23 protein-coding genes are annotated in these 22,206 nt (G+C 50.0%); 5 read left to right on the top strand and 18 right to left on the bottom strand.

What is annotated here, in order from left to right:
* Positions 1-382: 382 nt before the first annotated feature.
* Positions 383-622 (bottom strand): hypothetical protein, encoded by a 240-nt coding sequence (locus C2M34_RS01995; RefSeq protein ID WP_105257939.1) that lies wholly within the window; start codon positions 620-622, stop codon positions 383-385.
* A 162-nt stretch (positions 623-784) separates the two neighbouring features.
* Positions 785-1,135, bottom strand: a complete 351-nt coding sequence (locus tag C2M34_RS01990) for a hypothetical protein (RefSeq protein WP_105199600.1) — start codon at positions 1,133-1,135, stop codon at positions 785-787.
* 357 nt (positions 1,136-1,492) lie between these two features.
* On the opposite strand from C2M34_RS01990, the gene C2M34_RS01985 reads away from it, so the two are divergent.
* Entirely contained in the window at positions 1,493-2,044 is a 552-nt protein-coding gene (locus C2M34_RS01985) for a cytochrome P460 family protein (RefSeq protein ID WP_105213281.1), read from the top strand.
* A 232-nt stretch (positions 2,045-2,276) separates the two neighbouring features.
* Complete coding sequence (locus C2M34_RS01980; protein ID WP_105257938.1) at positions 2,277-3,332, top strand: PepSY-associated TM helix domain-containing protein; 1,056 nt, start codon at positions 2,277-2,279, stop codon at positions 3,330-3,332.
* 50 nt (positions 3,333-3,382) lie between these two features.
* Here the strand turns inward: C2M34_RS01980 and C2M34_RS01975 are convergent, their stop codons facing one another.
* The 8 genes from C2M34_RS01975 to C2M34_RS01940 form a co-directional block, all read right to left on the bottom strand.
* On the bottom strand, positions 3,383-5,224 hold the full coding sequence (locus tag C2M34_RS01975; protein ID WP_105257937.1) for a DUF885 domain-containing protein: 1,842 nt from the start codon (positions 5,222-5,224) through the stop codon (positions 3,383-3,385).
* 99 nt (positions 5,225-5,323) lie between these two features.
* Positions 5,324-5,848: a DsrE family protein gene (locus C2M34_RS01970; protein WP_105257936.1), complete on the bottom strand. Its 525-nt coding sequence runs from the start codon at positions 5,846-5,848 to the stop codon at positions 5,324-5,326.
* A 23-nt stretch (positions 5,849-5,871) separates the two neighbouring features.
* The gene (gene hemW, locus C2M34_RS01965) at positions 5,872-7,008 is read right to left on the bottom strand and encodes a radical SAM family heme chaperone HemW (RefSeq protein WP_105257935.1); all 1,137 of its coding nucleotides are present in this window, start codon (positions 7,006-7,008) and stop codon (positions 5,872-5,874) included.
* 3 nt (positions 7,009-7,011) lie between these two features.
* Positions 7,012-7,596 carry an XTP/dITP diphosphatase gene (locus tag C2M34_RS01960; protein WP_105257934.1) on the bottom strand — a complete coding sequence of 195 codons (585 nt, stop codon included), beginning with the start codon at positions 7,594-7,596 and terminating at the stop codon, positions 7,012-7,014.
* A gap of 10 nt (positions 7,597-7,606) precedes the next feature.
* Complete coding sequence (locus C2M34_RS01955; protein WP_105257933.1) at positions 7,607-8,044, bottom strand: DUF4426 domain-containing protein; 438 nt, start codon at positions 8,042-8,044, stop codon at positions 7,607-7,609.
* Between the two features lie 87 nt (positions 8,045-8,131).
* A complete protein-coding gene (locus tag C2M34_RS01950) occupies positions 8,132-8,665 on the bottom strand; it encodes a YggT family protein (RefSeq protein ID WP_105199608.1) in 534 nt (177 codons plus the stop codon).
* Between the two features lie 20 nt (positions 8,666-8,685).
* Positions 8,686-9,507, bottom strand: coding sequence for a pyrroline-5-carboxylate reductase (proC, locus tag C2M34_RS01945; RefSeq protein ID WP_105257932.1), 822 nt, complete (start codon positions 9,505-9,507; stop codon positions 8,686-8,688).
* A gap of 44 nt (positions 9,508-9,551) precedes the next feature.
* Positions 9,552-10,241: a YggS family pyridoxal phosphate-dependent enzyme gene (locus C2M34_RS01940; protein ID WP_105213273.1), complete on the bottom strand. Its 690-nt coding sequence runs from the start codon at positions 10,239-10,241 to the stop codon at positions 9,552-9,554.
* A gap of 31 nt (positions 10,242-10,272) precedes the next feature.
* On the opposite strand from C2M34_RS01940, the gene C2M34_RS01935 reads away from it, so the two are divergent.
* Both C2M34_RS01935 and C2M34_RS01930 read left to right on the top strand, forming a co-directional pair.
* The gene (locus C2M34_RS01935; protein ID WP_105257931.1) at positions 10,273-11,325 is read left to right on the top strand and encodes a type IV pilus twitching motility protein PilT; all 1,053 of its coding nucleotides are present in this window, start codon (positions 10,273-10,275) and stop codon (positions 11,323-11,325) included.
* A 14-nt stretch (positions 11,326-11,339) separates the two neighbouring features.
* The gene (locus tag C2M34_RS01930) at positions 11,340-12,476 is read left to right on the top strand and encodes a PilT/PilU family type 4a pilus ATPase (protein ID WP_105199612.1); all 1,137 of its coding nucleotides are present in this window, start codon (positions 11,340-11,342) and stop codon (positions 12,474-12,476) included.
* 137 nt (positions 12,477-12,613) lie between these two features.
* Here the strand turns inward: C2M34_RS01930 and ruvX are convergent, their stop codons facing one another.
* From ruvX to C2M34_RS01900, 6 genes are read right to left on the bottom strand one after another with little or no spacing between them, the layout of a single operon-like run.
* Positions 12,614-13,063, bottom strand: coding sequence for a Holliday junction resolvase RuvX (gene ruvX, locus C2M34_RS01925; protein ID WP_105257930.1), 450 nt, complete (start codon positions 13,061-13,063; stop codon positions 12,614-12,616).
* On the bottom strand, positions 13,060-13,617 hold the full coding sequence (locus C2M34_RS01920; protein ID WP_105199614.1) for a YqgE/AlgH family protein: 558 nt from the start codon (positions 13,615-13,617) through the stop codon (positions 13,060-13,062). The genes ruvX and C2M34_RS01920 overlap by 4 nt, the downstream gene beginning before the upstream one ends.
* A gap of 13 nt (positions 13,618-13,630) precedes the next feature.
* Positions 13,631-14,584 (bottom strand): glutathione synthase, encoded by a 954-nt coding sequence (gshB, locus tag C2M34_RS01915; protein ID WP_105199615.1) that lies wholly within the window; start codon positions 14,582-14,584, stop codon positions 13,631-13,633.
* A gap of 56 nt (positions 14,585-14,640) precedes the next feature.
* Entirely contained in the window at positions 14,641-15,375 is a 735-nt protein-coding gene (rsmE, locus tag C2M34_RS01910) for a 16S rRNA (uracil(1498)-N(3))-methyltransferase (protein WP_105257929.1), read from the bottom strand.
* 36 nt (positions 15,376-15,411) lie between these two features.
* Positions 15,412-15,834: a hypothetical protein gene (locus tag C2M34_RS01905; protein WP_105257928.1), complete on the bottom strand. Its 423-nt coding sequence runs from the start codon at positions 15,832-15,834 to the stop codon at positions 15,412-15,414.
* Between the two features lie 15 nt (positions 15,835-15,849).
* Complete coding sequence (locus C2M34_RS01900; RefSeq protein WP_105199618.1) at positions 15,850-16,740, bottom strand: DUF350 domain-containing protein; 891 nt, start codon at positions 16,738-16,740, stop codon at positions 15,850-15,852.
* Between the two features lie 70 nt (positions 16,741-16,810).
* Here C2M34_RS01900 and glnE point away from each other — a divergent pair, with 70 nt between their 5' ends.
* Positions 16,811-19,654 (top strand): bifunctional [glutamate--ammonia ligase]-adenylyl-L-tyrosine phosphorylase/[glutamate--ammonia-ligase] adenylyltransferase, encoded by a 2,844-nt coding sequence (glnE, locus tag C2M34_RS01895; RefSeq protein ID WP_105257927.1) that lies wholly within the window; start codon positions 16,811-16,813, stop codon positions 19,652-19,654.
* A 128-nt stretch (positions 19,655-19,782) separates the two neighbouring features.
* On the opposite strand, the gene lpxL is transcribed toward glnE, so the two are convergent.
* Both lpxL and tolC read right to left on the bottom strand, forming a co-directional pair.
* The gene (gene lpxL, locus C2M34_RS01890; protein ID WP_105257926.1) at positions 19,783-20,709 is read right to left on the bottom strand and encodes an LpxL/LpxP family Kdo(2)-lipid IV(A) lauroyl/palmitoleoyl acyltransferase; all 927 of its coding nucleotides are present in this window, start codon (positions 20,707-20,709) and stop codon (positions 19,783-19,785) included.
* Positions 20,710-20,799: 90 nt separating this feature from the next.
* Complete coding sequence (tolC, locus tag C2M34_RS01885; RefSeq protein ID WP_105199621.1) at positions 20,800-22,161, bottom strand: outer membrane channel protein TolC; 1,362 nt, start codon at positions 22,159-22,161, stop codon at positions 20,800-20,802.
* Positions 22,162-22,206: the final 45 nt, after the last annotated feature.

The raw sequence follows: 22,206 nt of genomic DNA, 5'->3' as shown, positions 1-22,206 counted from the left end.
TCGCTTTTCTTTTTGATTGTTGTAGTTCGGTGCTTAGCGCCGACAGCGGCTTGATCTGGTCTATCGTGTCGGTCAGCTGACTGCGGTGGTAATTGATGATCTTGTCGCGTTGGCGACGGCAACCAAAGGGCGGTTTGCGCCAACCGCCCCTTGGAACCCCAAGGCGCCCGTGATTCGCTTATGCTTGCGAACTCAGCGTTTTGTTAAACGTTTCGTTTAGTCATTGAGGCGATTTAACAGCACATCCCTGTGCTGATAAATCTAGCTCGGCATCGTGCCTCACTCTTAATGACACACTCCACAACAAAATCTGAGATCGAAAGCGCGAATCTAAACGGGAGGTTCGATACCTGTGAGCTTGGAGTAAATTAACGGGGAAGTTCTAATTTAACGCTATATCCGCTCCCATAGAGCCAGAAAAAAGAACGACTGCAAGTCCAGCAAGCTGAAGAAAGAATGGGCTCTTAGCTTCTGACCAGTGCAAAATTAAATATATTATCGAAACGGGTGAGATAAATAGACACGCCAATCCCCAAAGGATATTGGTTTTAAACGCAGCTATTAGAAAACCTATTCCACCTATGAGAAATATTACAATTCCGATAAATGCCATAATTTCCATATTTTTATTCCATGTTTTTTAAAGTATTAATGTGCCTAGTTAATTTTTGAACCACTAATGGCCAGAAACCTTTCTGTTTTAGGTTGACCATTCCCCAATTTAGTACCTATTGTTGCCACTTATCCTGGGTTGGGCGCCCAGCCGGCGCGTTTTTGGTGACGGCTATTGGTTGTCAACTCTACTCACCAAGATTGTCAGTTTTTGAGTGCCAATTTCTATACTGGCTTCTTTGCCATAGGCAACCGTGAACGATGGGGTGAGGGTGTCATTCTCAAGGGTAAGTGCCGTAATAACATCTGCCGTTTCATCTTGGTTCGGCTTTACCGTCAAATTGTAGCTAAAGTTCTCGCCAATGGTCATTGAAGTCGCTTTGTCCGCTTCCACTAGCACAACAGGCGAAGCAACCAATTCACCATTTGTATAGACTGAAGTAGTGACTTGGTAAGTCTCAGCAGCGAAGCCCGAGGCAGAAGCCAATAGAGAAAGCGCTAACAAACTCGTGTTAATTTTCATTTTAATTTCCCTATCCTAGTGTGAGGTAAAAAACAGCTTGTCATAATTTGGTAGTGGCAACGCCGGCATTAGTCAGCATGCACCTTTCCCCGTTCGTTTCCACATATATTGATAACAAATCGTTCAAGTTTTTGCCAGCTAAGACTTTTTCATAAGCGTACTTTAAAGATGGCGAGGATTAGCCGAAAGCCTTGTGTTTCCTCTGTCTTGACGTCGGTGAACCGACCAGATCTAACCTTTGAAGCAAGCTTTTCGAGAAGGTCTAATGCAAGCTTTCAAACAGGCCTGTATGAATGATATTGCATGGTTATATTTTAACCTTTAACTATCCTTAGAGATTAACAATAGGAGAGCAATATGAAACTTAACCAAGTGAAAATAATATTGTTGAGTGGGCTTATCGCAGGCCTGCCCTATGGCGCTTTAGCAAAGGATCTACCTAAAGAATTTGTTGATAAAGAAGGAAATATTACCTTAGCGACCGATTTTCGAACCTCAACCACCCACCTTGGCTCCTGGTTGGTACCCAGCGGTGATGCCAGCGGCTTTCACGGCGTTTATGCCAGCGAGGGCACGTTAGAGCACTATCGCAACACCGGCGAGTTTCCCGACGGGGCGGTGATTATTAAAGAGTTAAGGGTGGCCGAGAGCGGTGATTTTACGACCGGCCAAGGCGTCAGTTACGAGAGTGGACAGATCAAACAATGGTTTGTGATGGTCAAGGACGGTAAAAACAGGTTTGCGGACAACCCCTTGTGGGGAGACGGTTGGGGGTGGGCATTATTTAAACCTGATAATCCGACGAAAAATGTAGCCACCAACTACAAAAATGACTGCTTAAGTTGTCATATGCCAGCCAAGGATACTGACTGGGTGTATACCCAAGGCTATCCCGTATTGAAAAAGTAGTTATGTGCTAACGCCCAAGTAATGGCTTGAACCGAAAATTGCTATGGTTTCGGAACAAGCCATTGTTGATCTGGTCTTCACCCTAACTCAAGCCTCTGTGCCGAATCCTTACTAGCTTTTAAGGTCAAACCTATTCGTTTTCGCATCAGGGCCGGAGGCAGAATAAACTCCTATGGTAATGATACCTATTATCATTTAAAATGACCGGGTTGTTAGCCAATGGAATTGCAGTTTGAAACGCGTAGCACGAAAAATTCATTTGACCCTGGCGCTGGTGATCAGCGTTTTTTTAGTGCTGATGTCACTCACCGGGGCGCTTTTGATCTATGCCAAGGATATCCAACTGGCGGTGAATCCTGAGCTGTGGCAGCGCGCCACATCTGAGGCGCCCTTGGATCTGGATACCCTGTATCAAAAAGTACAGGAGCAGAGCGGGCAAAAGATAGAGTTTATCAGTATAGAAGAAGATAGCCGCTGGGCCTGGCAGGCAAGGCTGGCCGATGGCAGTTATGCGAGCCTGGAGCCAAGCACGGGAGAGGTACTGCATAGCTACGATTATTACGACACCTTGTACGGCTTTACCATGGGTCTGCATCGCTGGTTATTATGGCGCGACGGTGAGGGCAAAATGCCGCTGCGCAACTGGGTGTCAACCATGGCGCTGGGCTTTATGCTGGTGCTCTTGGTCGGTTTTTATCTCTGGGCCAAGCCCAAGCAACGCTTAAAACGTCTGAAGATAAACCGACGCGCCAAGGCCCGGGTGATCAACCGCCAGGTGCACCATGTGCTCGGCGTGTATACCTGCTTGCCCTTGCTACTTATCGCCTTTTCCGGCATTGCCTTTAACTGGAAGGCGCCGACACAGGCCGTGGTCAACGCCGTGCTGCCGGGGCAGGTTGAATCCCGCCCTCAGGTTGATGACATTACCCCCATGGCGCAAACGCACTTCCAAGAGGCGTTTGAAAAGGGTTTGGCCGTGTTTCCGGAGGCTGCCTTGTTTCGCATTTATTTCCCCAAAAGCGCGGAAAAGCCTTTGGCGCTGCGCCTCAAACAACCCGGAGAAAGCCATGCCTATTCCTGGGTCTGGGTGAATCCTTACAGCGCGCAAGTGATTAATAGTTTCGATGGCGCCGCCGCCAATCTGCCTACTCAGGTATGGAATTTTAAATACAAGTTTCATATCGGTGATTTTGCCGGGCCCATAGTGCAGGTGCTCTGGTTGTTGCTGAGCCTATTGCCGGTATTCTTTGTGGTTTCCGGGCTGGTGATGTGGCGAGGACGAAAATAAAAACGCCGGTCACTGACCGGCGTTTTTTCATTCCAATCTCAATAGTAAGATTAGGCGGCTTGCTTCTTAGCAACCCATTCGTCCACCATTTCTTCAAGCAGGTTTAACGGTACCGGGCCGTTTTTCAATACCACGTCGTGGAATTGACGAATATCAAACTTGTCACCCAGAGCCTTTTTCGCTTCTTCACGCAGCTCAACGATCTTCAGCATGCCGACCTTGTAGGCTGTGGCTTGTGATGGCATTACGATATGACGCTCAACCATTTTCACCGCATCCGAGGTGGCATTCGGTGTGTTGTTTACGTAGAAATCGATGCCTTGCTGACGCGTCCAACGTTTGGCGTGGATACCTGTATCAACAACCAGGCGACAGGCGCGCCATAGTTCCATGGCCAGGCGACCAAAGTCCGAGTAAGGGTCTTGGTATAGGCCCATTTCTTTTGGCAGTAGCTCAGAGTACAGTCCCCAGCCCTCGGTGTAGGCGGTGAAGCGGCCAAACTTACGGAAACTAGGTACGCCTTCAAGCTCTTGGGCAATGGCGATTTGCATATGGTGACCTGGGATCCCTTCGTGATACGCCAGGGCTTCCAATTGATAGGTCGGCATGGCTTCCATATCGTACAGGTTGGCATAGTAAACGCCCGGGCGTGAGCCATCCGGCGCAGGCTGCTGATAGAAGGCTTTACCCGCAGACTTTTCACGGAAAGCTTCTACCGCCTTCACGGTTAAATCTGCCTTAGGCTTCACGATAAACAGCTCGTCTAAACGACTCTTCATATCATCGATTACGCGTACCGCTTCGGCCAAGTAAGCATCGCGGCCTTCTTGGGTATCTGGGTAGTAGAACTGCTTGTCGGTTTTCATAAATTCCATAAAGGCTTTGAGATCGCCCTCGAAACCCACCTTTTCCTTGATCGCACGCATTTCATCATGGATACGCTGCACCTCGGCAAGACCGATGGCATGAATTTCATCCGCCGTTAGGTCGGTGGTGGTGGTGCGCTCAAGCATGGTGTTATAGAAGGTTTTACCGTCAGGGAACTTCCAGGCGCCGTCGCGCTCATCGGCACGCTTTTCAAGCTGCTGCAAGTAACCGATAAGGCTGGCGTAGGCCGGCTTAACCGAGACCTTAAGGGCTTCGGTGGCCTCGGCGATAAGGGCTTGCTTTTGCTCTGTATCGATCTCTAGCTTTTCGATTTTGCGTTTAAAGTCGGCCAGCAGGGTTGAGTCCTGCTCGCCACCAAACGGCGCGCCGGTAATGATGTTTTGGCTCGCTTCAATCACATGAGGGAACACGAACTTAGGCGCAATAATACCCTTGCTGGCACGGGTTTCCAGGTTTTCTTCCAACTGGGCAAACAGCTTAGGCACGCCGTTTAAACGGGCGATATACGCCTTTGCTTCTTCTACATTGGCAATGCTGTGCTGATTAATTAAAAACGCTGCCACCATGGAGTGGGTACCATACATCTGGTTTACCGGGTAGGTGTGGTAGCGCCATTGGAAATCATTAATGCCTTCCTCAAGGTTTTGCTGCATCAGGTCGTAGCTCACCTGTGTAGTGGCGTCGAGCTTGCTGCGGTCGATGGTTTTCAGCATTTCCAGATCTGCCTTGGCCAGAGCCAGGTCTTCTAGGGCGCGCTCTTCGCTTTCGTCATCCCACTTATCATAGTCTTTTTTAATACCCATATAAGTTTGGAATGTAGGGCTGCGCATGATGTTGCGGTTAAAGACTTCTTCAAAAAAAGCGTTGGCTTTTTCGACTTCGCTTTGAGCAATCTCTTGTACCGGCGCTGGCGTTGCGGCCGGTGTGCTGGTGTTTTGTGTGTTTTGGCAACCGGCCAGCAGTGTGGCGCTGATGGCTGCGGCGATAAGTGTTAGCTTGCGCATAGTTATTTTACCTATCCTTTCACTTGTTGTTGTGCGAAGGCAGATGCCCCGCGAAAGTTAAAATAATCTTGTTGTTTTAAGGCTCCGATGGGAGCGGTTTTAAAATGGATTTAATGTGTAGCCTTGCTGCTGCAGTTGCGCATGGGCGGTCATGGCGGAAAGCGCCATTTGTACACCGGGGATCAACTGCTCGGCACTGATTTTATAATGGGTTGCAGACTGACCGCACACATAGACCTGGGTGTTGTTATCCAGTAATTGTCTGATCAGGGCCTGATTTTTGTTATCCACCCCTAATCGCTCTTTATAGAATTTATTGCTCAGCACATCGACCGAGGCGCCACCATGAACAACCAGGGCTAATTCAATATTTTCTGGTTTAACCCCGTGCGCCACATGCATATTAATAAAGCGCGCCAGGGAATTGATATGGTTATTTTGCTCGCCGGCCTTGGCCGCAGGGGCCACATCGAAGGCGATTTTAAAGCGGGTATCCGCAGCTATGGTGGCATGCTCTGGTACCTGATAAAAGTAACCAAAGTCTTGAATAACAGGGTTTGCTTGTTCACCGTAAGCCCAAGGGCTCAATAAAAAAATAGCTAAAAGCAAACCTGTTAATTTCATTGTCCAAATCCTAGTTATTGTTATTAAACGAACATTTCCAGCAGCTCATTGAGATACCTATGGCCGCGCTCGGTCACCCGAATATGGGTGCTGTCACGACTGAGCAAGCCTTGCTGCTGCGCCGCTTGTAACTGAGTTTCAATCTGGCTCAGATCTAACCCCGTGTATTGTTGGAACTCTGCAAGGGGGCAGGGCTCAGCTAAACGCAAACGGTTCATCATAAACTCAAAGGGTCGCTCGTCGTCGGTAACGGACCACTGCTTATATAAATAGGGCTTGGTAAGATCCATATAACCGCGCGGGTGCTTCACCTTCTCGGTGCGCACTATGTCGCCATCGGGTGTGGTTATTTTGCCATGGGCGCCACAACCTATGCCTATATAATCGCCAAACCGCCAATAATTCAAGTTGTGTTGGCATTGATGGCCGGGTTTTGCGTAACCAGATATTTCATACTGCTGATAACCAGCCTCGCGCAACAGGTCCTGGCCCAACTCCTGTATCTGCCACAGGGTGTCGTCTTCGGGCAGGGTCGGCGGCTTGGAATAAAACTGGGTATTGGGCTCTATGGTCAACTGATACCAGGATATATGCGGCGGATTTAAGGCGATAACCTGACGTAAGTCGCCGAGGGCATCGTCTATGCTCTGCCCAGGCAGGCCATGCATTAAATCAAGGTTGAAGCTGCGCAGCCCCACCTGATGGGCCTGTTCGGCCGCACGCTTGGCTTCATCGGCACTGTGGATGCGCCCCAGGGCCTTGAGCTTATCCTGCTGCATGGACTGCACGCCGATGGAAATACGATTCACACCGGCCTTAACATAGTCGGCAAAGCGCCCGAACTCCACGGTGCCCGGGTTGGCTTCCAGGGTGATTTCTGCGTTGTCGGCCAGCGGCGTAAGTTTACGCACGCCATCGAGCAGGGTTTGCAGCGCCTCACCCGATAACAAACTCGGAGTACCGCCACCGATAAAAATACTGTGAATAGGACGTCCGGCCGCAAGGGGGGCATCGGCGCGCAAGTCGGCAAGCAGGTGCTGCACATATTCCTGTTCGGGGATCTGCTGTCCTTTTTGACCGTGACTATTAAAGTCGCAGTAAGGGCATTTTTGTACGCACCAGGGAATATGTATGTATAGACTTAATGGAGGCAGGGTCACGCGTTAACCCTGCAATTGAGCAAGTAGCAGCTGTAATGCCTGGCCGCGATGGCTAATGGCGTTTTTCTCGGCCTTGGTCAGCTCGGCACTGGTTTTATTCAGGCCTTCGACCTTAAACACGGGATCATAACCAAAGCCTTCAAAACCACTGCGCTGTTCGGTGATCTCGCCTTCCCAGGTAGCCTGACAGATAAGCGGTAATGGGTCGTCTTTATGGCGCATTAACACCAGCACGCAGCAAAAGCGCGCACTGCGCTTTGTTTGCCCCTGCATATCCAGCAACAGTTTATCGATATTATCACCGTCGCTGGCGCCTGGGCCACCATAGCGGGCACTGTAGACGCCGGGGGCGCCATCGAGGGCATCGACAATTAGGCCCGAGTCGTCGGCAATGGCCGGCAAGCCCGTTTGCGCACTGGCGTGACGGGCTTTGATAATGGCGTTTTCCACAAAGGTGGTGCCTGTCTCGGCTACATCACTAACGTCAAAGTCGCTTTGTGGCTTTATGGTGATATTTAAGTCGCTTAATAGCGCGCTGAGCTCGGCAACCTTACCCTTGTTGCCGGTGGCAAGCACCCAAGTTGTCATCTGTTCTCTCTTAATCTTTGTATAGCTTTTGATGAAAGCGCAGCACTTCCACTGTCGTACCCTGAGTCAGGGTAATTTCAAAGCGGTAGGTTTCTTCATCTTCAAAACGCATCTGGGCGATATAGTAAACGCTGTCGCCTTCTTTGATTTCCTGGAATTCCAGCTTCTCGCTTTGTCCCAGCAGGTTTTTCGCCACACCGGAAATGGCCACGGTTTGCGGCTTGTCGTTCTTGAGAACGGAAATATTAATCAGGGCTCGGTCGCCGGCACGCTCTAAGTTATAGCTGCGGGCTACCTGAGGCGTAATAGTGGTTGAGGGAAAGGCAATATAGTGAACTTGCCAATGGCCAAGGTTTTTAAACTGACCGCCTTGAACTTCGTTTTGCGCCGCATAGCTTGGTGCCATGCACAGAAGGCTTAAAATTAGGCTGTATAGCAGGGCTTTCATAGCTGCCACTCCTGTGTTGTGAGTACTATAAGGTCTACTCAGTAAGTGTATCAGAAATCGGGCGAACTAGTGCCGCCCGAGACATGATTAACGGGTTAAATCCATTAATAAGAACTGCAAAAATTGTAAGCCGATGATCAGAACCAGGATCGACAGGTCTAAGCCGCCGATGGGAGGGATCACCTTTCTTATCGGCCGTAGCATGGGCTCGGTCAACTGATGGAAGATGGCTTCGATAGGATTATAGCCCTGGCTTACCCAGCTTAGGATGGCGCGAATGATCAACACCCAGAACAGCAGCTGCAGGGCCTCGCGAATAAGGGTGAAAACACCGCCCATCAGCACTAAGCTGGTATTCCAGCCTTCGCCAAACATCAGCAAGAGGGTGGCTACCTTGGCAAAGGCGACGATAAAGGCCAGTACCAGGGAAGCAATGTCTAAACCGGCAAAGCCGGGGATCACCTTGCGCAGCGGATTAACGGCAAAGCTGGTGGCTTTCACCACAAACTGGCTGAGCGGGTTGTAAAAGTCCGCGCGTGCCGCCTGCAGCCAAAAGCGCAGAAGCACCACCATAAGGAATAAATCAAACAGGATGCCAACTAAAAAATGCACTGAGTTCATGCGTTCAGCCTTAATAAAAATTAAATTTCTTGTTCCATCTCCTGGGCGCGGGCAATGCATGCATCCATGGCGCCGGAGACGTTTTCAATTAAGCCATGCGCCTTAAGGTGCTCCACCGCAGCGTGGGTGGTGCCGCCTTTGGACGTTACATTGGCGCGTAACTGGGCGATGCTGATATCCGTTTGCGACAGAGCCATCTCCGCCGCACCCAGAGCGGTTTGCTGTACCAGAGCGCGTGCTTGCTCGGCATTAAAGCCCAGCTCAATCGCTTTTTGTTCAATGGCTTCCATAAACAAGAAGAAATAGGCCGGTGACGAGCCGGTGACGGCTATGATGTCATTGATTTGATCTTCTTTATCGACCCAGACCACCAGGCCTGTGCTTTTAAACACGGCTTCAATAAACTGGTTCTCATCGTCGCTGGTGCCTTCGGCATACAGACCGCTGACGCCACGACCAAGCAGCGAAGGCGTGTTTGGCATGCAGCGCACCATTTTTACCGGGTGGCTCAGCATTTCCTGCAGACGTTTCACCGTGATACCGGCGGCAACGGAAATAAAGACCTTGTCGCTGAAGTCGACCCCAGCGGCAATAAAGCTTTGTGCCAACTCGGCCATCATCTGGGGTTTAACCGACAAAACTATGATGTCGGCCTGTTGCAGGGCTTCAATATTATCGGCGGTGGTGCGTACACCAAAGTCCGCGGCCACCTTCGCGAGTTTTTCCTGATTACGATTGGTGGCAATGATCTGCTCTTTGGCAAAGCCATTTTTCACCATGCCGCCAATGATGGCGTAACTCATGTTTCCAGTACCGATAAACGCGATGGTTTGCTGTGACATATAGACCTCAAATCTTGTGTTATTCGATGTTCGGCGCCTAAGTGCTATTGCTCACGTTCGCCAAAAATGGCGGTGCCAATGCGCACCATGGTGGAGCCGGCGGCGATTGCCGCATCCATGTCGCCACTCATGCCCATAGACAGGGTGTCGAGCTGTGGATATTGGTCCTTTAGTCTATCAAAGCAAGCACTTAATTGCTTAAAAGATTGTAATTGTGCGTCAAAGTCTGGTGTTTGTGCCGGAATGGCCATCAAACCGCGCAAATTTAACTGTTTGCAGTTCTCGATTAAGGCAGCCAGAGCCGGTACTTCATCAAGCAAGCAACCGGATTTATTGGGGTCTTCGTCTATGTTAACTTGAATTAACACCTGCAGAGGTTTCATGTTACTAGGACGTTGCTCGTTAAGACGCCTTGCTATCTTTTCTCGGTCGATACTTTGCACCCAGCTAAAGTGTTCGGCGATGGCCTTACTTTTGTTGCTCTGAATCGGGCCGATAAAGTGCCATACTATATTCTTATATTCACTAAGCTGGCGAACCTTCTCAACCCCTTCTTGCACATAAGATTCTGCAAATTCTCTGTGACCATGCTCAAAAGCCGCTAGAATATCTTCTAAGGGTTTTTTCTTAGAAACGGCGATTAAAGTGATGTCATTATAATCACGGCCGCTTTTTTTTGCCGCATGAGCTATTCTGTCATAGGCGGCATCGAGTCGTTCTGCTATTGTAACCATAAAGTTATCAGTTGGTTGTGGAGTCCTATTTATGGATATTACCGAATTACTGGCCTTTAGTGTGCAACACAAGGCCTCGGATTTACACCTTTCTGCTGGTGTGTCACCTATGATCCGTGTCGACGGTGACGTGCGCCGCATTAATATTCCCGTGCTGGAAGCAAAAGAAGTTAGTGGGCTCGTCTATGACATTATGAACGATAAACAGCGCAAAGAATACGAAGAAAAGCTGGAAGTGGATTTTTCGTTTGAAGTGCCAAATCTTGCGCGTTTTCGTGTTAATGCCTTTAATACCAACCGTGGTCCTGCGGCTGTGTTTCGTACCATCCCGAACGAAGTTCTCACCCTGGAAGACTTAGGTGCACCTGAGATTTTCAAAACTATCTCGGACAACCCGCGTGGTTTGGTACTGGTGACAGGGCCGACAGGTTCGGGTAAATCAACTACCTTGGCGGCGATGATCGATTACATCAACAGCAACCGTCACGATCATATTCTGACCATTGAAGACCCGATCGAATTTGTACACCAAAATAAACAATGTTTGATCAACCAACGGGAAGTACACCGCGATACCCATAGCTTTAACGCCGCACTGCGTAGTGCATTGCGTGAAGACCCCGACGTAATTCTGGTGGGTGAGCTACGGGATTTGGAAACCATTCGTCTGGCAATGACGGCGGCGGAAAACGGTCACCTGGTATTCGGCACCCTGCACACCACCTCGGCGCCAAAAACCATAGACCGTATTATCGACGTATTCCCCGGTGAAGAGAAAGACATGGTGCGTTCTATGCTTTCGGAATCATTGCGTGCGGTTATCTCGCAAACCCTGCTGAAAAAAGTTTCCGGTGGCCGTATTGCCGCCCATGAGATCATGATAGGCATTCCGGCGATTCGTAACCTTATTCGTGAAGATAAGATTGCGCAGATGTATTCATCCATACAAACCGGTGCCGCCCACGGCATGCAAACCATGGATCAGTGTTTACACGAATTATTGAACCGTGGCCTGATCAGTACTCAAGCAGCTAAAGCTAAAGCCCATGATAAAACCCAGTTCGGTTTATCGGGCCGTATGTAGGATAGAAATCAACAATGTTACAGTCATTATCACATCATCTGCATAAGATGGTCGCCCTGGAGGCGTCGGACGTATTTGTTTCTAGTGGTTTACCAGTGAGCGCCAAGGTCAATGGTGAGCTTACGCCGCTAGACGAGCATGTATTGAACGATGAAGAGGCCCTGACTCTGGTTGAGTCGGCCATGACCGACAAGCAGATCAATGAATTCCATAGCACCAAAGAATGTAACTTCGCCATCGCCACCGAAGAAGGCCGCTTCCGGGTATCGGCATTTTGGCAGCGCGATCAGGCGGGTATGGTTATTCGTCGTATTAACACGGTTATTCCTAATGCGGAAGACCTCGGCCTACCATCGGTATTAACCGATGTGATCATGAAAAAACGGGGTCTGGTGTTGTTTGTTGGTGGTACGGGTACGGGTAAGTCGACGTCAATGGCGGCACTGCTAGGTTATCGTAACCGCAATCAAAAGGGTCACATTCTGACCATAGAGGACCCGATTGAATTCGTCCATGAACATAATAAGAGTATCATTACTCAGCGTGAGGTGGGTCTGGATACGGAAAGCTTTGAAGCGGCGCTGAAAAGCTCCCTGCGTCAGGCCCCGGATGTGATCCTTATCGGTGAAATTCGCTCGCAAGAGACCATGGAATATGCTCTTGCCTTTGCCGAAACCGGTCACTTGTGTGTGGCAACCCTGCACGCCAACAATGCTAACCAAGCCATCGACCGTATTATGCATCTGGTGCCAAAAGAAAAGCACGAGAAGCTGAAATATGACCTGGCATTGAACTTGCGCGCCATTATCGCCCAGCAGTTGATCCCCACCACAGACGGCAATGGCCGTGTGGCGGCAATCGAGGTGTTGCTGAACTCACCCATGGTGGCCGAGCTTATCAAAAAAGGTGAAATCGGCTCGATTAAAGAGGTGATGGCCAAGTCGACGCAAATCGGTATGCAGACCTTCGACCAGGCGTTATTCAACCACTATCAGGAAAAACGCATCAATTATGCCGATGCGCTACACCATGCGGACTCGCCAAACGATCTGCGTTTGATGATCAAGTTGCGTAGTAATGACCAACAGGGCGCCGGCTTCTTGCAAGGTGTGACCGTTGACGGCTTAAGCAGCGACGACGATAAGTTTTAAATCAGGCATAAAAACCTGCATAAATAATTAAGGGCGACCGCATGGTCGCCCTTATTGTATCCGTTGTAGGTCGGCCTGCAGGCCGACAAAATGTGTCGTAAATCCATTGTCGGGCTACAAGCCCGACCTACAAGGCTTTATTCGCCGTAGGCGGCGGAAAAATAACTTTCGAGGATCAACACCGCCGAGGCGTTGTCGATATTATCCTTACGTAGGTTGCGATAGCCGCCAGAGGCAAATAAATGCTCCTTGGCCGCTGCCGTGGTCAGGCGCTCGTCCTGGGTTTCGACCTGTAAACCAGTTTGGTTATGCAGGCGATTGGCAAACTTGCGGGCGCGGTGGGTCAGGTCTTGCTCTGTGCCATCCATATTCAATGGCAGACCCACCACCAGTAAATCCGGTTGCCATTCGTTGACCAGGGCGCGAATATCATCCCAGTTGGGAATGCCGTCACGGGCCTTGATAGCGCGCAGGGCATTGGCGGTACCGGTAAGCTCCTGGCCAATGGCCACGCCTATGCTTTTGGTGCCAAAGTCAAAACCCATCACGCTGCGTTGTCCCTGTGGCGCTTTACTGCTGTTAGTCATGCGTGTCCGGCCTCAAGGCTTAGTTTGTCTGCATCTATGCCCACCAAAGCCAGGGCCTTGTGCCAGCGCTCATTAATGGGAGTATTAAAGATGATCTGTGGGTCGGCCTCTATGATCAACCAGGTATTCTCCAGCAGCTCTTTTTCCAGCTGACCTTCATCCCAACCGGCATAGCCCAGGGTGATTATAAAGTCCTGTGGTGCATCGCTGGTGGTCAGGCTGGCAAGCACATCCTTGGAGGTGGTGATCATGATTTCTGAGCTTAACTCCTGCGACGAAGCATAACCGGGTTTTGGGGTGTGCAGTACAAAACCACGGTCAGTTTTTACCGGCCCGCCAGCGAAAACTTGATGGCCTGCTGCCTGGCTGCTTTTGTCGTTATCTATCTCGACCTTGTCGAGCAACTCGCCCACGGTCACATCTATGGGCTGGTTGATCACCAAACCCATGGCACCATCATCATTGTGCTCGCAAATGTAGGCTACCGCGTGCTTGAAGAAGGGATCTTGCATCGACGGCATGGCTATCAAAAAGTGGTTCGTTAATGATTGCATAGGCGTACCTTAATTAAGCTGGCGTGAGCTTACGCTCCAACGCATCAAAAAACTGCCCTGTAATAGATATACCTGTTTCGCCCTCGATTTCTTTCACACAAGTCGGAGCGGTGACATTCACCTCGGTAAGTTTATCGCCGATAATGTCCAAACCAACAAACAGCAACCCCTTGGCTTTTAGAGTTGGTGCCAGGGCCTCGGCAATTCGACGCTCATCATCGCTAAGCGGGCGTACTTCACCACGACCACCGGCGGCCAGGTTGCCTCGCGTTTCGCCTTTTTGCGGAATACGGGCCAAACAATAAGGGATCACCTCACCATCAACTACCAATACGCGCTTATCGCCGTCTTTGATCGCTGGGATATAATTTTGTGCCATGGCATAGCGACTGCCGTGCTCGGTCAAGGTCTCGATGATCACCCCGATATTGGCATCATCATGTTTTACGCGGAAAATAGAAGCGCCGCCCATGCCATCTAAAGGCTTAAGAATGATATCGCCATGCTCGCCAAGGAAGTGGCGAATTTGCTTGGCCGAGCGGGTTACCAGGGTATCCGGGGTAAACTCGCTAAACCAGGCGGTGTAGAGCTTTTCGTTGGCATCACGCAGGCTTTGTGGCTTATTCACCACCAAAGCACCTTCTAGCTCGGCACGCTCTAAAATATAGGTGGCATATACGTACTCGGTATCAAACGGCGGATCCTTGCGCATCAAGATGATATCCAGCTCGCCTAGGGCAATATCGGCCTGGGGCTGCAATTCGTACCACTTTTCAGGATTATCGAACACTGCAGCTTTAGCGGCATGAGCATAGGCACGGCCCTGGCGTAAAAACAGGTCGTCCATTTCAATATAATACAGCTCATAACCTCGCTTATGTGCTTCCATCATCATCGCAAAGCCGGTGTCTTTTTTAATGTTAAATCCAGAAATTGGGTCGCTGATAATGCCCAGTTTTATTGCCATTGCTATGCTCGCTTAAAAAAATTCTAATTATGTAATGGGGTTGGCGGCGGACAAAATCAATTGCCGAGGTCGCCAAATTCCAACTGCAACGCGCTGAGTACGGTTAATGCCGCCGTTTCCGTACGCAGTACCCGAGGGCCAAGGCGGATATCCATAAAACCATTATTGTGGCTTGAGGCGATTTCTTCATCGCTGAAACCACCTTCCGGACCAACTAAAAAGCGCACGCCTGAGCTGGGTGCGGCCAAGGTTTTAATGCTGTGCTCGGCGCGGGGGTGTAAGGTAAGTTTAGTGGCTTTGGTGCTTTGTTGCAGCCATTGCTCTAAAGTCATGGGCTCGTGGATTGTGGTAATGCGGTTGCGACCACATTGCTCCGCCGCGGCGATGGCTATTTTCTGCCATTGCTGATGCTTTTTAGCCAGTCTGTCCGCTGCCAATTTTACTCCGCAGCGCTCGCTAAATAAGGGGGTAATTTCGCTGACTCCCAGCTCTACGGATTTCTGAATGGTGAAATCCATCTTATCGCCACGGGAGATCACCTGACCAAGGTGAATCGCCAAGGGGGATTCGCACTCGAAGTCATTGAATTCAAGCACCTTGACACGAAGCTGTTTTTTACTGGCGATCAGAATTTCACATAAATACTCGCCTCCCTCACCGTTAAACAGGCTGATCTGGTTGCCGCTTTGCATGCGCAGCACGCGGCCAATATGTCCGGCGGCGTCATCACCTAGGTCGAGCTCTATGCCTTGTTCTAGGGATGCCGGTTCATAAATATGCGGAACTCTCATATGAATGCTCTAAAGGGGGTTTTGCGACAGTCTAAACTAGTCGCCTAAATGCGCAAGTGAATCTGGGTCCTGATTGCAGCTTAAGTGGTTGTGGCGAAAGGGAGTGTCTAGAGGTTCAAGGTGGTAATGTTGGTCGTGTTGTTCGATCAGATAGCGCTTGGGATGCAGGGAATCAATTATCCATTTAAAGGTGGCGTTGGCGCTCTTATAGACCTCGGCAAAAATAAGCACACCGGCAATCTTATGGTGTCGCGACAGGTAACTGGATAACTCGGCAACGCTGATTTCATTGGTAAAATCACAGTAGCAATAATCCTTGGCCTGTTGGTCAAACATAAGCTTAACCATGTGGCGGGTATTGGCGCCGGCGACAATCACTTGTGAACTGTCAACTCGAGTGCAAAAAGCATTACTAAGCAGGGGATCACCGTCGAGTAGGAGAAAATTGCTTAAGTTCATGGGAGCCCTTATGCCCTATGCAAAAAATTGAATCAGTAAATAGCCCATGGCGCAATGCACCGAAAACTCAACCGCGGCTATGCCGACATTATCCTGATGATCAACTTCTACACCGGTATTGACGCGATAGAGCACGATTAAAAGTACTACCCGTGACATTGCCATAACCAGTATCCACATCAGACCACAGTGTACCGCCAATGTAAAAACGTTTTCTACCATCTTGCCGCTGTGGTAAGTCGCACTGGCAAGCCCGGCATAGATGGCCAGAGCCATACCCAGTGACTTGCCCGCATAGCGGATGCCGATAGAGGTGTTTTCCAGGTTAAAGTTATTCTGCAGTGATGCGCCCTGGTTAAATTTAGCAAAGCGCGCCTCGCGTATTTTGCTGTCTAAGGCAAACATGCACTGCAACATTAAAAAGCTGACTGACACCACTAGCAAAGAGTATAGGCTATTGGTTTGCGACCAGTTAACTAATCCAATAACTACTATGCTGTTGCCTAGCAACATGCCGGAGTCGACCATGGCGGCACAGACGTTTTGCTTTAAAATCGCCTTTTCTTCGTTAAAACGATTCAATATCCATTTGCGATGTATGGCCTGACCTACCTTGATAAACAGCATCATCAACAGCAATAAAAAAGGCACCTTCCAGGGTGATTGCTTCATTACGGCGAGGGAGAAGTCGTCGAGTAGATAACCTATGACCAGCACCAGAGAAAGCAAATAACTGGCGTAACTGATGCCGAGGGCGAAGTTATCGCGCTGGGCAAGCTCTTCACTGAGGGTTTGTCGCGCCTTGACCTGGGTGTAGATACGCAGCAGAAACAGCACTAAGGCAATGGCCACAAAGCAAATTGCAAAAGTGTAGAGGGACTCGTTTGACAAGGTAAAATACGTCATACTGACAACATTAGAGTAACTTTGACTTCATTCTAGTACGCTTGGCCGTAACTTAAAAGAGAGCTATTTCATGCCAGCAGCCATAACTATTCCCTCACTATTACAACAACTTGGTGAAAGTCGCTATCAAGAGATATATAACCAGCAGGAAACCGAGACGCCTCAGCAGGCGCCCCTGCGGTCGCCCTTGGTGCAATTACTGGCGCTCAGCGACTTTGCCTTTAAGGTACTCAGCGCCCATCCGCACTGGGGTCAGTGGCTGCTCGCTCCCGAGCAACAAGCGTCCTATTCGGCCCCCGAGGTTTTTAGTGAGCCCTTGGAAGAGCTTGATGATGCCCAAGCGCAGCGCCGCTTGCGTTTGTACCGACAGCAATATTGGTTGCATGTAGCCTACCTCGATTTGGTGTGTAAAAACGATATTGCCGACTCCATGCGTTATGTATCCGAGTTGAGTGATAAGTTAATCGATGCCGCTAATTGCTGGGCCTATGCGCAGGTGGCTAGGCTCAATGGTGAGCCGTTGGATGAGCAGGGCGAACGCCTGCCTATGATGATTTTAGGCATGGGCAAGCTAGGGGGCTTTGAGCTTAATTATTCTTCAGATATAGATTTGATCTTCACCTATCCGCGCTCGGTCCCAACCCAGGGCGGACGTCGCAGCGTAGAAGCTCAGGTGTTTTACACCAAGGTGGCGCAAAAGGTGATTGCGGCGCTGGATCAGCACACCGCCGATGGCCGCGTGTTTCGTGTCGATATGCGCCTGCGCCCCTTTGGTGACAGTGGCCCCTTGGTGATGAGCTTTGTTGCCATGGAAGATTATTATCAGGAGCAGGGCCGTGAGTGGGAGCGCTACGCCATGCTTAAGGGCCGTCTGATCGGCAGCGCAAACGCCTACCATCAGGAATTTTATACCTTGCTACGACCCTTTGTTTATCGTCGTTATATCGATTTTTCTGTGATTGAGTCGCTGCGTAAGATGAAATCGCTGATTGCACAGGAGGTAAGGCGTAAGGGTCTGGTCGACAATATTAAGCTCGGCGCCGGTGGTATTCGCGAGGTGGAGTTCGTGGTGCAGGCGCTGCAGCTGATTCGCGGTGGCCGCGAGCGACAATTGCAAACTCCGGGGCTGCATCAGGCGCTTAAGGCGCTCACCGCATTGACGGTATTCAACGACGACCAATATCAGCAGCTTTGGTACGACTACGCCTTATTGCGCCGAGTGGAGCAATATTTACAAGCCTTTGCCGATCAGCAAACCCAGCAGTTGCCGGATAACGATCAAGATTGGCTGCGCTTAAGCTATTTGCTAGAGCAGCCCGATGAGCAGGGGGCTCGGGCACTGATTGACGCCGCCATGGTTCGCATTCGCACTGAATTTGAGCAGGTCATAGGGTTTGAGCAGGAACCCAGTGCCACAGTGGACAGTGGGTATGTATTGGCCTGGGAGCACGGCGATATTGAGGCGCTCAGCGATGTTATTCTAGACTCGGAGCAAAGGGCGAGCTGGCAGGTGCCTTTGCAGCATTTTCGTGAGCGGGTCAGCAAGCAGCCTATCGGCAAGCGCGGCCGGGATACCTTAGACAAGCTGATGCCTCAGGTTTTGGCGCAGCTACAAAAAATCAGCGCCAGCGGCGAGGTATTCGCCTTGGTCGCTAATGTGCTCGATAAGATCATGTCGCGTACCACCTATTTAGAACTCTTATTGGAAAACCCAGGTGCCCTGCAGCAATTGGTGCGTTTATGTGCCCACAGTCGTTGGATAGGGGAGCAAATTGCTCATCATCCTATTTTGCTCGATGAACTGATCGACCCGGCAGAGCTCTACAAGCCTTTGCCCTTGGATGCCTATGCCAATGAGATCCGCCAATATTTTCTGCGGATTGATGAGCAGGACCTTGAGCTGCAAATGGAAGCCCTGCGCCAGTTTAAACAAACCCAGCAGCTGCGCATTGCCGCCGCCGATGCCACAGGGGTATTGCCGTTAATGAAGGTGAGCGATCACCTGACCGCCTTAGCGCAGGCCATAGTTGAGCAGGCGGTAAATCTGGCCTGGCAGCAAATGGTGGCGCGTTTTGGTCGTCCCGAGGGCACGGACGATGAGCACAAGGATTTTGCGGTCATCGCCTATGGCAAGGCTGGCGGCTTAGAGCTGGGTTATGACTCGGATCTCGATCTGGTGTTTGTCCATAACCATGATGGCGACTCCAATACCGATGGCGATAAGCAGATCTCCTCCCGCCAGTTTTATTTAAAGCTGGCGCAGCGACTAATGCATTTGTTTAATACCCGCACCAGCTCCGGTATCTTGTATGAGCTGGATACCCGTTTACGCCCCGAGGGTTCATCAGGCCTGCTGGCCATTAATATCGAAAGCTTTTTGCATTATCAGCAGACTCAGGCCTGGACCTGGGAGCATCAGGCCCTGGTGCGCGCGCGGGTGATTTATGGCAGTCAGGATTTGGCGACGCGCTTTGATGAAATACGCCACAGCATACTGACGCAGAGCCGAGAGCGGGTGCAATTACAACAAGATGTACAGCAGATGCGCGAGAAAATGCGCCAGCATCTGAGTCGGGATAACGAGCTCTTGTTCGACCTCAAGCAAGGTCATGGCGGCATGACGGACATAGAGTTTATTACCCAGTATCTGGTGCTGGCTTATGCCGCCGAGCATCCGCAGCTGGTGACCTACTCGGATAATATCCGCATTTTAGAAATCGCCGCGGCCTATGATTGCATTAGCGAAGCTGAGGCGCAGCAGCTGATCCATGCCTATTGCCATTACCGCGGTCTTTATCATGTATTGAGTTTGCGTAACCAGGATAAGCTGGTGGCCAAGGCGGACGTGCAACAGGAAATAACCAGCGTCAGTGATGTGTGGGCGGCCTTGTTTGCATCGTCCTTAGTTGAATAGCCTGGCTTAGCGGGCAATTGTTTTAAAGCACTTGCCCGTCTATAGCCGCCAAAGTCGTTGTCGATGACTCTGCCCACCCGATTCAAGTTGGCTTAAGGGTGTCATCGACGCGAAGCTTATGTTAATCGTTAGCGGTAATATGAGGGGGAATTCTCATCAGGTCGCGTCTTAAAGCGTCTATGCAGCCACATATACTGCTCAGGCGCTTTATTAATAGCCTCTTCCATACGTTGATTGACTGCTGTGACATCGGCCACCTCATCGCCGCTTGGGAAATTCTCAAGCGCAGGTTGCACCCCTAAATGATATTTACCCTTTTCATCACGACGGCTGTGGATACTTAGTGTTTTACAGTATTTCGCAGATGCAAAGATAAGCGTCCCTGTTGTACTCGCGGCCTGTTCAACAGCGAAGAATGGGGCAAAAACGCTGCGTTTTCTGCCATAGTCTTGGTCCGGCAGGTAATAACAGAAATTTTTGTCTTTTAGCGCTTTCAAAAGGCCTTTGATATCACGCTTACCAACTAGATATTTGTTTGAGCGTAGTCGACCTTTGGTGGTGAAATAATCCATCAAGGCGTTGTTATGGGGTCGGTAAAAGCCAACGGCTTGGCGCTGTGTGCCCATGATCCGAGATGACATTTCAAGGTGTAAATAATGCGGTGCCATTAGTAGTACACCACAGCCTTCTGCATTGGCCTTATCAATGTGTTCCAAACCCGTGATTGAGCCAACAATACGCTTAATACGCCAATCGGGCCACCACCAGGCCATGGCGCTTTCAAAAATGGCCATGCCAGTGTTTTCCATGTTTTTAAGCACCATAGCGGCTTGCTCTTGGCTGCTAAGCTCTGGATAGCACAGGGCGATATTCACTTCGGCGATTTTACGGCGCTTTTTCATTAAGCGGTAAACCAGGCGGCCAAGTGCCCTTCCTAGCGCCAGTTGCCAGGATTGGGGTAACCAACTGAGGGTATAAAGCAAGAAAATGGATAGCCAGCTAGGCCAGTATTTTGGGGCAAAAAAAGCCAGTTGGAAGGATGTTTTGTTAACCACAAGCGTTGATATTTATCATGACGAATGGCGCCCAGTATACGTTAAATTGACAAAACAAAGCCAGCGCTGAGGCTGGCTTTGTTTATTGGCTTAGTTTTGTGCTTTTAAGCCCTGATTGATGGCTTCTAAGTCTTGCGCCGTCAAGGTGCCTGCCGCTTGTTTCAGCGCCAGGGTTGATACCACATAGCGATAACGCACGTTAGCTAGGTTACGCTTAGCGTTGTACAGGTTCTGCGTGCTGACCAATACGTCAACTATGGTACGAGTACCTACTTCAAAACCAGCTTCGGTTGCCTGCAATGCACTTTCCGCCGAGATCACCGCTTGCTCAAGGGCCTTGTAGGTGGCGATATCCGATACTACCTGGTTGTATGAAGTGATGGTCGAGCGGGTTACCGCACGTAGTGTCGCCTCTAAGTCTTCGCTGGCGGCCACGTACAGAGAACGCGCTTGCTTGGTTGATGCAACTGTAGCGCCACCCGAGTAAAGCGGTAAGTTAAAGCTTAAGCCAACGGTAGTTTGATCTTCACGCGGCACATGATCACGGTTAAAGGTGGTGCCCATGGTGTTGATCTCGGTATCTGTTAATGAATCGCCGTAAGAAGCATTCAAAAACAGTGTTGGATAGTGACCGGCTTGCGCCAGGTCGATCTGCTGCTTGGCGATATCAACTGTGGCCTTAGACACTTGTAACTCTAAGTTGTTTTGCTTGGCCAGCTCAACAAAATCGATGTTTTGCTTGGTTGGCTTTACGGTCGAGAAGGTCTCTGTGTCTAAAGTATCCAGTTTGGCATGGTATTTACCTGTGATTTCACGCAGTTGCTCACGGGCTGTTTCCACATCATTGGTGGCGACGATTTCACGGGCTACCGAGTTATCAAACTGTGCCTGTGCTTCGTGGACATCGGTAATAGCCGTAAGACCCACGGCAAAACGTTGCTTGGTTTGCTCTAACTGACGCTCAATGGCGCGTTTTTCCGCTTGCACAAATTCCAAGGTGTCGATGGCGCTAAGCACATTAAAGTAGCCTTGCGATACACGCACGATCAGGGCTTGTTGTGCCAGGTCGTAAACGGTTTGCTGTTGCAGCGCTTGCTTGTCGGCGATATCCAATGAACGCCATGCATTCAAATTGAAAATGGCTTGGTTAAGGCTGATCTGACGAGAAAAAGTATCGCGCTCGGTATCAAGAGACATTAACTGGCCCGAATCTGTGTCGATATCGTAACCGTCACTGTCGGTCTTGCTGTAGCCCATAGAGAAGTCGACTTGCGGCAACAAGGCGCTTAAGGCACGGTCTGTGTTATGCTGTTGCGCTTCGGCATTGGCCTTGGCTTTAAGAACCACGGGATCATTTTCAAGAGCAATTTGATAAACCTGGAGCAGGTCTTCAGCATGACTGTAAGAGCTAAAGCTAAGCGCTAGCAATGTCGTTAACAGTGTCTTTTTCATTATCAGTACAGTCCTTAGGAATATATTGCGAATTATCTGCATGTT

Source organism: Pseudoalteromonas sp. T1lg88 (assembly GCF_002964765.1).
In the GTDB taxonomy this organism is placed as follows: domain Bacteria; phylum Pseudomonadota; class Gammaproteobacteria; order Enterobacterales; family Alteromonadaceae; genus Pseudoalteromonas.
Note: the sequence above shows the minus strand (reverse complement) of the source record. Positions and strands in the feature narration are given on the sequence as shown.